The organism is Chloracidobacterium sp., from assembly GCA_016720705.1.
Taxonomy (GTDB): Bacteria; Acidobacteriota; Blastocatellia; order Pyrinomonadales; family Pyrinomonadaceae; genus OLB17.
In genome coordinates this window covers 53,079-66,542 of the sequence record JADKKB010000001.1, presented here as the reverse complement: position 1 = coordinate 66,542, position 13,464 = coordinate 53,079, and the positions used below count along the sequence as shown (strand labels likewise).

Annotated in this window: 10 protein-coding genes, 1 tRNA gene and 1 pseudogene; 3 read left to right on the top strand and 9 right to left on the bottom strand. The window is 52.1% G+C overall.

Annotated features, from left to right (window positions below):
* Positions 1-14: 14 nt before the first annotated feature.
* Both IPQ00_00360 and IPQ00_00355 read right to left on the bottom strand, forming a co-directional pair.
* Entirely contained in the window at positions 15-1,844 is a 1,830-nt protein-coding gene (locus tag IPQ00_00360) for a protein kinase (protein MBL0239020.1), read from the bottom strand.
* 41 nt (positions 1,845-1,885) lie between these two features.
* Positions 1,886-2,425: a hypothetical protein gene (locus IPQ00_00355; GenBank protein MBL0239019.1), complete on the bottom strand. Its 540-nt coding sequence runs from the start codon at positions 2,423-2,425 to the stop codon at positions 1,886-1,888.
* A 183-nt stretch (positions 2,426-2,608) separates the two neighbouring features.
* On the opposite strand from IPQ00_00355, the gene IPQ00_00350 reads away from it, so the two are divergent.
* Together IPQ00_00350 and IPQ00_00345 are read left to right on the top strand one after the other, a co-directional pair.
* Positions 2,609-3,598 (top strand): VWA domain-containing protein, encoded by a 990-nt coding sequence (locus IPQ00_00350; GenBank protein ID MBL0239018.1) that lies wholly within the window; start codon positions 2,609-2,611, stop codon positions 3,596-3,598.
* Between the two features lie 53 nt (positions 3,599-3,651).
* Positions 3,652-3,728: transfer RNA gene (locus IPQ00_00345), tRNA-Arg, on the top strand.
* A gap of 132 nt (positions 3,729-3,860) precedes the next feature.
* Here the strand turns inward: IPQ00_00345 and IPQ00_00340 are convergent.
* The 3 genes from IPQ00_00340 to IPQ00_00330 form a co-directional block, all read right to left on the bottom strand.
* Positions 3,861-4,031, bottom strand: coding sequence for a transposase (locus IPQ00_00340; protein ID MBL0239017.1), 171 nt, complete (start codon positions 4,029-4,031; stop codon positions 3,861-3,863).
* 358 nt (positions 4,032-4,389) lie between these two features.
* Positions 4,390-4,608, bottom strand: coding sequence for a hypothetical protein (locus IPQ00_00335; GenBank protein MBL0239016.1), 219 nt, complete (start codon positions 4,606-4,608; stop codon positions 4,390-4,392).
* Between the two features lie 29 nt (positions 4,609-4,637).
* Positions 4,638-4,826, bottom strand: coding sequence for a transposase (locus tag IPQ00_00330; protein MBL0239015.1), 189 nt, complete (start codon positions 4,824-4,826; stop codon positions 4,638-4,640).
* 354 nt (positions 4,827-5,180) lie between these two features.
* On the opposite strand from IPQ00_00330, the pseudogene IPQ00_00325 reads away from it, so the two are divergent.
* Positions 5,181-7,282 (top strand): annotated as a pseudogene (locus tag IPQ00_00325) (M3 family metallopeptidase).
* Between the two features lie 112 nt (positions 7,283-7,394).
* Here the strand turns inward: IPQ00_00325 and IPQ00_00320 are convergent.
* From IPQ00_00320 to IPQ00_00305, 4 genes are all read right to left on the bottom strand, one after another.
* A complete protein-coding gene (locus tag IPQ00_00320) occupies positions 7,395-7,733 on the bottom strand; it encodes a carboxypeptidase regulatory-like domain-containing protein (GenBank protein MBL0239014.1) in 339 nt (112 codons plus the stop codon).
* Positions 7,730-8,185, bottom strand: coding sequence for a hypothetical protein (locus IPQ00_00315; GenBank protein ID MBL0239013.1), 456 nt, complete (start codon positions 8,183-8,185; stop codon positions 7,730-7,732). Before IPQ00_00315 ends, IPQ00_00320 begins: the two co-directional genes overlap by 4 nt.
* Before the next feature lie 349 nt (positions 8,186-8,534).
* A complete protein-coding gene (locus IPQ00_00310; protein MBL0239012.1) occupies positions 8,535-9,290 on the bottom strand; it encodes a carboxypeptidase regulatory-like domain-containing protein in 756 nt (251 codons plus the stop codon).
* Positions 9,291-9,418: 128 nt separating this feature from the next.
* A complete protein-coding gene (locus tag IPQ00_00305; protein ID MBL0239011.1) occupies positions 9,419-13,114 on the bottom strand; it encodes a hypothetical protein in 3,696 nt (1,231 codons plus the stop codon).
* Positions 13,115-13,464: the final 350 nt, after the last annotated feature.

Here is a 13,464-nt window from a genome sequence, read left to right as displayed (position 1 = left end):
TCGCTCTACTCGACTTATTGGTCGATGACCGTTCGGTCGTTATTTGGCTTGCCCTTTGGCGTCACCGGCGGTTTGGTAGACGGGGTTCTGGCCGGCCCGGTTGGCGGATTCTTTGCCGGAACAGTGCGCGGTGTCGGCCTTGTGGTCGTCGTCGAACCATTTGTTGGTTCCGTAGTCGGTTCGGGCGTCGGTTCAACCCCGACATTCGAACCGAAATCTGTATTCGTATTGTCCACCGCTGATGACGTCGGACTCGGCTCAGGCGTAACTGACGGCGTTGCCTCGGGCGTTACACTTGCCGATGGTGTTGGCATCGGCGTCGGCGCGACCGTTCCCGGTCCGATAAAATTATTGTAAATGAACCAGGCCGCACCTGCAGCGATCGCACCCAAAAGCACCAATCCGATCAGCCCGCCAACTACGAGGCCGGCTTTCGAACGCTTTTTCGGCTTCGCGGTCTTCGCGACGGCCGCAGGTGTTGCCGGCACTGCCGCGGCATTGGCCGGTTTTGGCTCGTCAACTACCGCAACCGGTGCGACAGGTTCAAAGAACTCCGGCGTTGAGGGCTCATTTCCCGAAGTTGCCGTACTTACATCAATGAAAGCGGCCGTCGCCGCAGGCTCGTACACTTCCGACTGCGGCGGACTCGAGTGTGTGACAGGTGGATCCGCCAATGGTGACGGCGGAATTGCTGCGGCGATCGGTGAATCCGCACCGAGAAACACTTCCGTCTTTACATCAGCCTGTCGTATCTCATCGGCCCCGTTGGGACGATCCATCTGGATCGTCGCGTCGAGTGGAGGCAATACAGCAACCGGTTCGATAACCTCCGGTGGCGTGGCGGTCGGACTCACAAAGGCCTGCGAATCCGTACCTGTATCCATCTTCGACGGAGCCGTTGGTGCGTTAATATTTTGCGGCGGCGACGTCATATGCACGTCGTTGCCAAAATCGTTTGCGTTGATAACAACAGTGTCGGCGGCCATCGCAGTTTGGACTTGGGCATACGCTGAGCGGAGAGCTTTTTGCATTTCTCCGGCCGTGGCATACCGCTTTTCCTGACTGACCTCGAGTCCTTTGAGGATCACGGCAGAGACCGCCGGTGAGATCTCGGGATTCAGCTCAGTGAGTGTCTCGATCGGGTCATCCATACCATTGAGCATCACATCGGCTCTCGACAAAGCGTCCGCCGGGACAACATTTGTCATCAATTGATACAACGTCGCCGATAGCGAATATATATCGCTTCGCGGATTGGTTCCGGTACCACGTATTTGCTCCATCGGTGCAAAGTGTGGTGTATAGCCGACCACACTGCCGGATGTGCCCGGAGCCGAGATCACGGACTTATTGGCAGTGTCCTTACTTAATCCGAAATCGAGGAGCACGATATGATTCTCATCCGTAAGCTTAAGATTCTGCGGTTTGATGTCGCGATGAATGATCGGCGGTTCGTGCGAATGCAGGTATGAAAGTGCGTCCAGAAGCTGATCTGCCCAAAACATTACCCAACTGAGGGGGAACTTTTTATTTGCCGTTTCAAGACGCTGCGATAGATCGTCTCCCGATATATGCTCCATCACTAGATACTGCTCACCGTTATCCGTAAAGTGATCGCTGACCTTTGGTAATACCGGATGCCGTAAGCGTGCCAGTATTTTGGCTTCCCTTTCAAAGGCGGCGGCAAGACCGGCGTCATCCGCAAAACTGGTACGCTTGAGAGCTATGGCGCTACCCAAACGCTGGTCAACAGCGAGATAGACCTCGCCCATACCGCCTTTGCCAATCAGGTGAACCACTAAATAGCGGTTCTGGATCATTGTGTTTGGAGCAAGTGGTTTCATTATTTAGCCTATAAATACCTAACCGATCCTATTGATCTCTTTCATCCGATACGCAACTTACTTGCCGGTAGCATAGCCGGCAATCCCTCGTGCTGGTAACAGCGAATATTCCCCTTTACCTTTCGCGAACACGGCGTGCCCTTTTTGGTCTGAGCACCGCAAAAATACTTTACCTCACCCTCTGCTGAGGGCTGATCGACCGCATTACTCGCACTTCTCGCAGAGTTTGACGAATCAACTTCAACATTCGTTGCTGACCGAGTTGTTGAGTACGGTTGCGGCTTATTATTCACTTCCGCATTCGGCGCAGCAACCGGAGTGCGTGTCTGAGGCGGTGCCTCTGCAAAACGTTTAGCCTGATCCGGCATTGCCGATCTCTGAGCGACACCTCGCTCAAAATACCCTCCGACGCCAACAATACCGATCACCAGGCACGCCCCGACCAAAACTCTAATGATCAGATCCTGCCCCTTGAATTCCGTTTCACAAACCTGACAGAATCGGTGACTCGTCCAAGGACGCCACTCGGATCGTTCGATCTTAATTCCGCAGTTTGCACAAAATTTCGGTCGAAAGAGCATTCGGGTCACCTTTCGTAGACGTTTGCGAACCCGGATTTTGCGGAATTTACGTTCCGTGATTCCGGTCAATGCAAATAATCTCTGATTGTATCCGATTATTTTGTTAATGTTAAGGGAATTTTGTCGTCAATCGATATACAACCCGCACTTCGATAAATAGCGTCTGATTGTTAATATTCTGTTATGTCATCAGTTCGGGCGATTGCCATTCTAATTTTGCTTACGACGATCGCAACTGTTGCATTTGGACAGGACGACGATCCGATCCGTGTCGATTCGTCTATCGTTCGTTTGAATGTTGGCGTCGTCGACGGGCGAGGACGACCGATGGTGAACCTCGACCGTTCGAACTTTACTATCTACGAGGACGGTGTAAAGCAGCAGATCACACGATTTGAACCATCGTCTGCCCCGTTCAGCGTGGTGATGATCTTGGATATGAGCGGATCGACGCTTGGATTCCGACAAGTGATGAAACAATCAGCGTTCAGATTTGTCGATGCCCTGACTCCCCAAGATCGCGTAGCGGTGATCGAATTTTACGACAAGGTGAATGTTCGTAATGATTTTACGACCGACCGTCGAACGATCGGCACGTCTATCGAACTTTCCAATGGACGCGGCAAGACCCAGCTATTTAAGGCGATCGATCTGGCTCTCGAAAAGCTATCCGGCGAAAAAAGCCGCCGAAAGGCGATAATAGTTCTGTCCGACGGGATCGATACCGCCGTAAGGGACATCGACCGTGAGCAAATGGCGAATCTGCCCGACGATCAGATTCCGTCCGCGATCAAACCTGAGACAAGCGACATTCTGCAGCGAGTGCTCAACAAGGCCGATCGTCAGGGCGTTACTATCTATCCGCTCGCTTTGCCGACCGGAGACCCCGCGAAACTTGCCGATCCGACGCCGCGACAGGTTGCGATGTACAATGCCGCACGTACAAGACTCCAGATCATCGCTGACCGTACCGGCGGCGTTGTAAATACCATCAACCGACTCGAGGAAATGGGCACGCTTTACGCAAAGGTCGCGGCTGATCTCAGGACGCTATATACGATCGAATACCAACCCATAAATGAAAAGCGTGACGGCAAATGGCGCACGATCACACTCGAAACCTCGGACACGGCCCTGATCTCGCGTACAAAGACCGGTTATTTTGCAAAGTAGGTTGTAACTTGACACATCGCCGTTTGATTTGTAGTCTATCTACTTGCTTTTAAGCACCCGTAGCTCAGCTGGATAGAGTACTTGACTACGAATCAAGGGGTCGCATGTTCGAATCATGCCGGGTGTACCATTCATATCAACAACTCACGGACACCTCCACGGTGTCCGTTTTTGCATTAACGCAGCTTCTTTTCGATCCGGGTGTAAACCTCCCCTGATTGTTACCCGTCTAAATTGGAGTTTTCGGGTTAAGGAGAACGTGTCAGAGATGCTCTGGGAGGCTGCCTCCCAGAGCATCGCGGCCGCGGCGGTTGTAGAAATCGATCCACTTGGCCGTTAGTTCTCGTACCTGGTCCAAACTTTCAAAGATATACATATCGAGGATCGCCTGACGATATGTCCTGTTAAAACGCTCGACGTAGCCGTTTTGCATTGGGCGTCCGGTTTGATGAACGCGAGCTCGACCTGGTTCTGCTCGGCCCAGTCCGCGACTGCTACGCTCGTGAACTCCGGTCCTTATCGAATCGGATCCGCTGCGGCAGGCCTCTCGTTTCGGCGAGCCGGTCAAGCACTCTGATGACCCTTCTGCTTCCGAGATTGAGATCGATCTCGATTGCCAGCACCTGCGTCGGTGGTCGTCGATCACGTTAAAGGTGCAAACCGACGTCCGTCACCCAATGCATCGCTCATGAAATCCGCCGACCAGCTTTGGTTCGCACTGACGGGAACCGTCAATGGCTCAGGATGCCTCGTCGGAACACGCCGCTTATACTTTCGACGCTTGTTCAGCTTCATCTCGCAGTAAACACGGTGCACACGCTTGTGGTTCCAACCGTGCCCGTGGCTGAGCAGATCGTGAACTTCCCAAATCCGAGATCGGGATGGTCTCTGGCGAGATTGCCCAGAGCTTGATCAACCGCGTCGTCCTTTGTGCGGCAGTACCGATACACCCGTCTCATATCAACCCGCTTCACCGCACGCCTCTCACTAAGCTCATGTTCCGTTTTCAAATACCCGACCGCCTCTCGCCTCAACGGCGTCACCAGCCTTTTTCGAAGTCCTTCAACGCTCGGTTCTCTAAACTCATCTCCGCGTACATCGCTTTCAGCTTTGCGTTCTCTTCCTCAAGCTCCCGCAGCCTCTTGATCTCGCTCGCTGTCATCCCGCCATACTTCGCCTTCCAGTTGAAATACGTCGAATCCGAGATCGAATGCTCGCGGCTCCTCAGCCACCTTCGACCTCTCCACCGCTTTCAATATCCCCAATACCTGCCCTTCACTAAACTTACTCCTCTTCATCTTCAGCCTCCTTCTCTATCCTATCTCAAAGGCCGAAATCTCCCTTACCAGTGGTTACATTCTAAGGATCCTTACACGGGCAGTTCGATATCTGCAACACTCTGCGAATTCTATACATCACAATGGCACCACGCAATTTTCTTTTGCGTTTTCATTTTTGCGGACATTTGTAGCTAGACACGTAAAACATTAATATAGTTCTACAAATTCAGGAGACACAATAGATGTACAAAAAGCTTGGTTACCGTCTCGCGGCACTTGGTCTGGGTGTATTCGGGATCGCGATGTTTATGACAAACAGTTCAATAAAAACGACTGCGATCGCTGAAGCGGCCGTAAATCCTTTGACGGCGAAATGGGCCGGGCCATACGGCGGTTTACCGCCTTTTGACAAGGTCAAGATCGCGGATTTTAAGCCTGCGCTTGAAACCGCGATGGCCGAAAATCTGAAAGAGGTGGACACGATCGCGTCAAACCCGGCGAAGCCGTCGTTTGAAAACACGATCGCCGCTATCGAGCGTTCGGGACAAATGCTTGATCGTGTCTCGACGATCTACGGCATTTGGTCGACCAGTATGAGTTCGGATGACTTCGAACCGATTCAGACTGAAATGGAGCCGGCCCTCGCTGCCCACGGAGACAAGATCACTCAGAACTCGGCACTTTTTAATCGTATTAAGGCAGTTTATGATCTCGAGTCAAAAAGAGATCTGTCAAGGGCGAGAAATATCGCTTGGTTTGGAAATACTACACTGACTTCGTCCGACAAGGCGCAAAGCTCGATGCAGCGAAAAAAGCTCGGCTTGCTGAGATCAATCAGAAACTTGCCGGGCTGTTTACCAAATTCAGCCAAAATCTTTTAGGTGATGAGGGTCAACTGAACCTTGTATTGACCTCCGAGGCCGATCTTGCAGGGTTGCCGCAATCGCTCAAGGATTCTGCCGCTGCCGCGGCTACTTCCAAGGGTAAGGCCGGCCAATGGATGATCCGCAACACTCGCTCGTCGATCGACCCATTCCTGACCTACTCAGATCGCCGTGACCTTCGCGAAAAAGCGTTTAAGATGTTCATCAATCGCGGTGACAACGGCGACGCGCGCGACAATAACGGCATTATTCCTGAGATCCTGCAACTGCGGGCCGAAAGGGCTAAGTTGCTCGGCTACGCCACGCACGCCCATTGGCGTTTGGAACCGCAGATGGCAAAGACACCTGAAAATGCGATGAAACTGATGGAGGGCGTCTGGCCCGCCGCAATTGGTCGTGTTAAAGAAGAAGTAGCCGACATGCAGGCACTTGCGAATAAGGAAGGTGCCAAGATCAAGATCGAAGCCTGGGACTATCGCTACTATGCCGAGAAGGTTCGTAAAGACAAATATGACCTCGACCAGAACGAAGTCAAACCTTATCTGCAGCTAGATAAGATACGCGACGCGATGTTCTGGGTAGCGGGTGAGATATTTGATTTTTCGTTCACACCGCTGAGCGGTATCGCAGTGTATCATCCTGACGTTTCGGTTTATGAGGTGAAGAGCAAGTCCACCGGTAAGCATATCGGAGTGTGGTACTTCGACCCATATGCCCGGGACGGCAAGCGTTCGGGAGCTTGGATGAACGCCTACCGAAATCAAAACCGACTGGACGGCGACATCACGACGATCGTCTCAAATAATGCGAATTTTGTTAAGGGCAATCCCGGCGAACCGGTCCTCATCTCTTGGGATGATGCTGAAACGATGTTTCACGAGTTTGGCCACGCCCTCCATGGATTGTCGTCGAACGTAACCTTTCCGACGTTGTCAGGAACAAATGTTGCCCGCGATTATGTCGAGTTCCCTTCTCAGTTGATGGAACACTGGATGTCAACGCCCGAAGTGCTCCAAAAATTTGCCCTGCACTATAAGACCGGCAAACCGATTCCGCAAGCACTTGTAGATAAGATCGAAAAAGCAGGTACGTTCAATCAGGGCTTTGAGACTACCGAATATCTCGCAAGTGCACTCGTCGATATGAAACTACATCTGGCGGGTGACAAAAAGATCGATCCCGATGCATTCGAAAAGGAGACTCTTGCCGCTCTCGGGATGCCTAATGAGATAGTAATGCGGCATCGAACGCCACAATTCGGACATATCTTCGCGAACGACGGTTACTCGGCCGGATATTACAGCTATCTATGGTCGGATGTTCTCACTGCGGATGCTTACGGAGCCTTTACCGAAGCAGGCGGCCCATACGATAAAAAGGTCGGTAAAAGGCTAAAGGATTTTATCTTCTCGGTCGGAAACACGATCGACCCGGCCCAAGCTTACCGTAATTTCCGAGGGCGTGACCCGATCGTGGATGCATTGATGATCAAACGCGGATTTCCTGTAATTAAGAAATAGAGTCCGATATCGAAGCAAAAAGAAATGGCTGTTCTAGTGCTGGAAGCTAGAGCAGCCATTTTATTTATCGGAGAGCATTCCCAGTTAATTCGTACCACATTTTGTCGGCATTCTATGGGTCTGCGACAAGATCGATTCCGACTAGATCCGCGTTCATTACGACCGTACTCGTCGGGAACGAATAACGCTTTGACGTCGCCGAAAGCGTATATACCACTCCAGTCGGAATATTTTTAATCTCGAAGAATCCGAATGGATTTGAGTTCGCACTTCGAGCAATTCCGGTACGATCCGTCAAAACGATCGTCACATTTGAAATTGGCATTCCACTCGAGGAAACCACAGTTCCGCTAACCGAAAAACCGTTTGATGCGGTTCCGGAAATGTCTATTGTGCCCGACACAAATGTCGCCGGCAGAGCTCTGGCTGCCGCATCACTGATTTGATTCACCACCGGAGAACCATCGTCAAGTGATACTGCATAACGGCCAGCTTGGACATAATCGGCCACAGTAATAAAACCGTCTCCCCTTGTTTCGATGGGGCCGAATCGGCACGCTGAAACTCGTTAAACGATGGATTGGGTGTCAAGCCCGACGGCAAAAGCCCGGTTTGCGTGTAATCGGTTACGGTTAGTATATTGTCACCGCTAAACCGTGGCGTAACGTCTGATTCTAATCCCGTGGCAAAGGTGACTGCCCCGTCCGCATATGTTGCAAAAAGCGGATCAGCGTTGGTGCTGATCACGTCTCTCACGATCGGTGTGTCTCCAAACGTTACCGGTGTGCTGAATGCCAATGGTGCGAGTATCGTATCGAACGTGATCGTCACCACCTGTCTCGTTCCGGCCGCAAACGTTAACCCCGCTCGAGTTAGCCCGCGAGTCCGGCATCCCTGAAGCATTGTTCGTCACCGAAACCGACAATCGCGTCCGCTACGGCAAGGATGACCTACCACCAGACCAAGCCGAAAAAATCAACGAGTTCCTTGCAGAACTTGCGGCAGGAAAATAGGGAAAGAGGGGCATACAGATACCTGCGGTTCCGTTCAAATCGATTTCCACCCGATCACAACGGCGGACAAAATAATTTGTCATGCAAATCGCCGCAACGATCTTCCATCCCGCTAAAACTTCATAGACCCCATCGACCGCTCAACGCTGATATTCTGAACGAAACTCTATTTCAAAACGGAACAAAGCGAGAATTGCTCCCCGCCTTTTTCACTATCCCCGTCATTGAAGAGCTAAACATTAAGGCAACGCAATAATGTCGATCTCATTCAGTTCGTCGCCTAACGTAACGACCTTCGGCACGAACAAATAGGATTTAGAACTTGCCTGCAGAAGGTACGATTGACCGATCTGAACATCGTCAAATCGATAGTACCCGAAAACACTAGAGATCGCTTGGCTTACATCCCCAGAAGCATCTATAAGCGTGACTCGGATTCTGGGCAATGGTCTTCCGTCTTGAGCCACAACTCTGCCGCTGAGCGATGCTGCCGCAGCACTCGCCGGTACGATAGTTATAAGGCCGTTGACAGTGACATCAATAGGATCGAATGGACCACCCTCGTTGAAGAAGAAATCAGTGAAAGTGAGTGGCGAAGATGTTCCGGCAGCTCCGACAACCGTAAAATTGAATTTGATCAAATCTCCGGCACCCGTAAGCGGGACAGCACCCGAAGTGAAGAAATCAATTCTTCGAGTCGTCGCATTGACAAAATTATCACTGCAAAATGCGACGAACGAGCTGCTGATCGTGCCCGAGACATTGCAGCCGGCATTGCCTCCAACGACGACGATTACGTTCGGGTTGTAGGTTATCTCGCCCCTGTAACCCAGTATTCCGAGGCCTGTCGTGTCCGACGCCGTTATAGCAAGTGTCGGCGTCGAGCCGACAAGAACAAACTGGGTCGGAGCGGTGACAGTCACGGCTTGGCCGGAGGCGATAGCAGCGGCGCCAAAACTAAGGATCATCAAGAATGTGATGTAAAACTGCTTCATATATTCTCCCCCGCGATAAAAGGAAACGTGCTTCTAACGCGTACATTCCAACCCGGCAATCCGGGGGATAGTGTCTTAAAAAAAATCGAGGGGACGATCATCGACCGTCCCCTCGACCGGTCGCCGAACTATTGTTCAGCGATTATGTCCAGAGTGGTCACGGCGTCAACGACGCTGACTGTTCTGGGGCTAAAGGTGAACCGCTTCGAGTTGACCGTCACGGTATAGGTCTCACCCGTCGTAAGGCCGCCGAACTCAAAGCCGCCGAACGAGGATGACAAGACCGAACGTTTCTCACCGGTGGTGCTGGTAAGATTCACTCGGGCGTTGACCACTCCCTGGCCGGTTGCGGTAAGGAGGTTGCCTCGGATCGTGCCCTGCTCTGCCGTAGCAACTCTCACCTGACCGTCGCGGGTCAAGATCCCAATGCCGCCTTCGTTGAGCACCAGCGAATCGATGGACAGCGTTGATGCTGTTCCAACTGCTCCGATGGCTCGGAAGTGAAGGTCGATCAGGTTACCGTCGCCGGCGACCGAAGTAGCTCCATAGACCGCGACCCGCAGGCGTCCCGGTTCCGTGCTGTTGAACACCACGCTCATACCGTCGCTTACCGTTCCGGAAAGCCCGGCCGCTGTTTCCAGCGTCTCGAGTACTCTCGGATCGTAAATGACGTCGAACTGGTAAGCCGTCACACCGCGTCCCGCCAGATTGCGGATACTGACCGGAACAGTAACGGGAGCACCCGGTGCTGCCTGAAGATCACCAGCAGCGGCCGTGACCGCATCCTTCTGCGACTCAGGGTCGACCGGAGCCGGACGATTGCCACCTGCGATCGCCGGATTCCAGTTGCCGGTTACGTCGCCGAGCAGGATGGCCGTATAGTCCTGACCCGAAACTCCGGTTTCTATCTGAGCCTGAGTGTAAGAAGTGCTCGGATTAATAAACTCCCAAGTTCCTGCAAAGCCCGGATTCGGCGTGTTGACCGAGAACTGAGCAATGTAGGCTGCATCGAGCGGCGACAATGTGCCGTTCTTAGTAACGTCCGCAGCTCTGAATCTGGCTGATCCCGGAGCCGGAACGGAAGTTGTTGGACTAGCAGTCGTTACGCATGTTTGACCGACTCCCCATTGAGCGATACAGGCCGAATCTGACGGAGTAATTCCGTTGATCGTCGGACCCGACTGGGCAGGCTGCATAGCCTTAGCCGGCGTCACTGTATACGGGCCTGAGCCAAATCCGGTCAACGTGTAATTTCCCCACGTGCCCGGTAATCCAGCATAGTTCGTATTGGTCGTAACAGCAGGCGAAGTGCCGGTTGCATTCATGGCTACATTCGGTACGCCGTTTGCGCCGTTTAGTGCAAAGGTCACGCGCCCGCTAATATCACCTGAAATGATCTTCACGCTACCGTCCGTTGTCGTTGAACACGGATTTCCCTCATTGAACGAGTAACTCGTGAACGTGATCGGGGTCGGAACTGCGTCGATCGTGCCGTTGGCCTGGAACAATAGGTTCACCATCACTCCCGAACCCGACATTGGAACAGCACCGAATGCAAATATCTGCAAGGTTCCCGGCATCGAATTATCAACAGTGAAAGATAGTCCGCTGCTCAACGTCCCGGTACTATCTAACCCGTTGTAGCCCAGCTTGGACGAGTCATATGTGATCGTCGTCACGTAACCAAGGGCATTACGACCCGTCAATAGATCCGAATAGATCGGAACCGTCACCTGCTGATTCCTGAGTGTCGGAATATTCAACGGGATCGAGATCGCCGCGCATGCCGCGTTATAAACAGTAATCGGAGCACTGACGGTTTGACCGTCAACTGTCGTTGCAACGCCGCCGACTCCGGGAACCGTACCCGTGAAAATCGTGCCCGTCGCTCCGGAAGTAGTCGTGCTGCTCGGTGGAGCAACTGCGCCATTTGTGCCGACGAAAGTCGCAGGCGTGCCGTTCCAAATAAAGCCGCCGCCCGGCGTATTATTGTCCGAGTTGGTAGTTAACAGTGATGAAACGACGTCGGTTCCTCCAACAATGACAGTCGGAGTTGCTGCCGAAGTGGTAAGCCTCAGCCATGGATCAGCATCAACATTTGCCGCTCCGGCACCTGTAATACCATTTGCAGTTCCTGCACAGCCTGTGCCTCCGACTCCGGGACCGTAGTTGCAGCCCCACCAGTTATTTTCGGCGTCGACCACAGAGGCAGTGGCGTTTTCTATACCAGCTGACGAGTTATTTGCAATGCGATTGAAATGGGCGACCGTACCCGTTACATCTACGTCCGTAATAAAAATTCCGGTTACGTTGTCCGTAAAGCTGTTACCCGTGAGTACTACACCGTTAGCTCCGGTTATGTACATTCCGGTCGTGGCACCAGTAACGCTGTTATTTGTGTACGTCCCGGGATCGCCGCAAGCCGGTCCACCAAAGTTGTAGGCACCAAAACCGCCAGACGCCCCTGTACCGGTGAACTTATTACCAGAAATTAGGCCTCCGCATTCGGTTGCCGCGTTTTTGGTGAAGTGACCGGTGACCTGATTATTCTGGAAGTTGAAAGTAGTACCGGTACCGGGATTAATATAGAACGCTCGCGCCCCCTCGGCATTGACAGGCATGAACTCATTGTTTGTTACTGATACCGCACCCGCTCCAATACTGAAAGTCGTGAGTACACCGATACCGTCATCATTGTTTGTCCCGCCGTCGCGAGCACCGACCTTAAGGCGACTGTTTGTCACATTTAACGAATTGGAGGCTTGGGAAACCACATTGGAGTTTGCCAGTACAGGATTGGCGGCATCGTTACCGATTATTGTAAAGCCATCGATTACGACGTCAGCCGTTGGGGAATTGATATAGACACTCCCCAGATACCCGACTCCGGGAGCATTTGATGGAGGCAACTGAATCGTCGTCACTTCACGCCCGCCCGTCGATTGGACAGTAAGTGACTTGGTGATCGTCGGGCTTTCATTATATGTGCCCGGGCAGACGCTGATCGTGTCACCCGATGCAGCAGCTGTAATTGCTGCTCCGATTGTTGTGTACGATGCACCGGGGCAAACTGAATCGTCATCAACAATACTGGTAAGTGCGATGTTGCTCCAATGTGCAGTATATGCAGCAGTCGAGAGTGCCGGTGGAGCGATCGCGGGATCGGCAAAGTTATAAGCCTGCATGATCGTTGCCCCAAAGGCTACCGAACCATTAATGTCAGTTTGTGTGTTGACTAATACTCCATTGACATAGTAATTCAAAGTCGTGGGCGTTAATTCTATCGATAGACGGGTCCACGCATCATAATTGACTGGGCCAGGTAGATCTGTCCAAAGACCAGTATCGACATTATAAACCCTAAGCCGTGCGATTCCGCCGTAATTTGTAAAGCCAATAACTGGGTATGCAGTTACCGCATTAGATCCATCAACCATCACTCCCCACATATCGGTTCGGACAGCACCTGATGCCTGATTCGCCCATGCCGCAGGGATATAAAGTACTGATGAAAGCATCGAACCGGGGCCTTGTGGCAACGAGAAAGTAAACTGACGACCCTGTGTGTTGTAGAAAGTACCACTCTGACCACCACGATTTGCAGAATCGGTTGAGGGGCCGATGCTTATTCCCAATACATCCGGCCGACCTTGAAACGGGCCGACGTTAGTGAAAGATACAGGTTCATATCGGTCAACGACCCAACCGGTTGGCAACGTCGCATAACTCGGCATGATCTCAGCCGCCAGTACATTGCTCGCAAGCACCGCCACGCTACACGCGGCAAATACTGCGATGAAAATAGATCTCTTGTAACTCATCATTCTTCTCCTTTCATTTCAAAAGCCGGATCGCAGGTCGTGGGATGCCGATGCTGGTGATGCAACGTCGCACGGCGAACGAAGCCAAAAATAGAATATTCTGGGAATCTCTCGTTCGACGGGAGCGAGAAATGCCGTGGAAACGGCCTAAAACCCCATAATTCTAATAAATAAAACCTCTCAATTCATTTCGGCAACAAAGATTGCCTCTAACTCTTTTGGGTCACTGAAAGTATATAGGTCCGAGCAGTTGGTCGTGCTTACCTCGTGGGCCAAATGCCGATCGCTCAAGAACCCGCATATTTCAATGCACTTCAATAAAATACTTTTCAAACATTGTCCAAAACTTAAGG

What these genes read in the sequence shown, in the direction of transcription:
- IPQ00_00360 (MBL0239020.1), bottom strand. Translation starts at nt 1,844, where the DNA reads ATGAAACCACTTGCTCCAAACACAATGATCCAGAACCGCTATTTAGTG.
- IPQ00_00355 (MBL0239019.1), bottom strand. Translation starts at nt 2,425, where the DNA reads ATGCTCTTTCGACCGAAATTTTGTGCAAACTGCGGAATTAAGATCGAA.
- IPQ00_00350 (MBL0239018.1), top strand. Translation starts at nt 2,609, where the DNA reads ATGTCATCAGTTCGGGCGATTGCCATTCTAATTTTGCTTACGACGATC.
- IPQ00_00340 (MBL0239017.1), bottom strand. Translation starts at nt 4,031, where the DNA reads ATGCAAAACGGCTACGTCGAGCGTTTTAACAGGACATATCGTCAGGCG.
- IPQ00_00315 (MBL0239013.1), bottom strand. Translation starts at nt 8,185, where the DNA reads ATGCTTCAGGGATGCCGGACTCGCGGGCTAACTCGAGCGGGGTTAACG.
- IPQ00_00310 (MBL0239012.1), bottom strand. Translation starts at nt 9,290, where the DNA reads ATGAAGCAGTTTTACATCACATTCTTGATGATCCTTAGTTTTGGCGCC.
- IPQ00_00305 (MBL0239011.1), bottom strand. Translation starts at nt 13,114, where the DNA reads ATGATGAGTTACAAGAGATCTATTTTCATCGCAGTATTTGCCGCGTGT.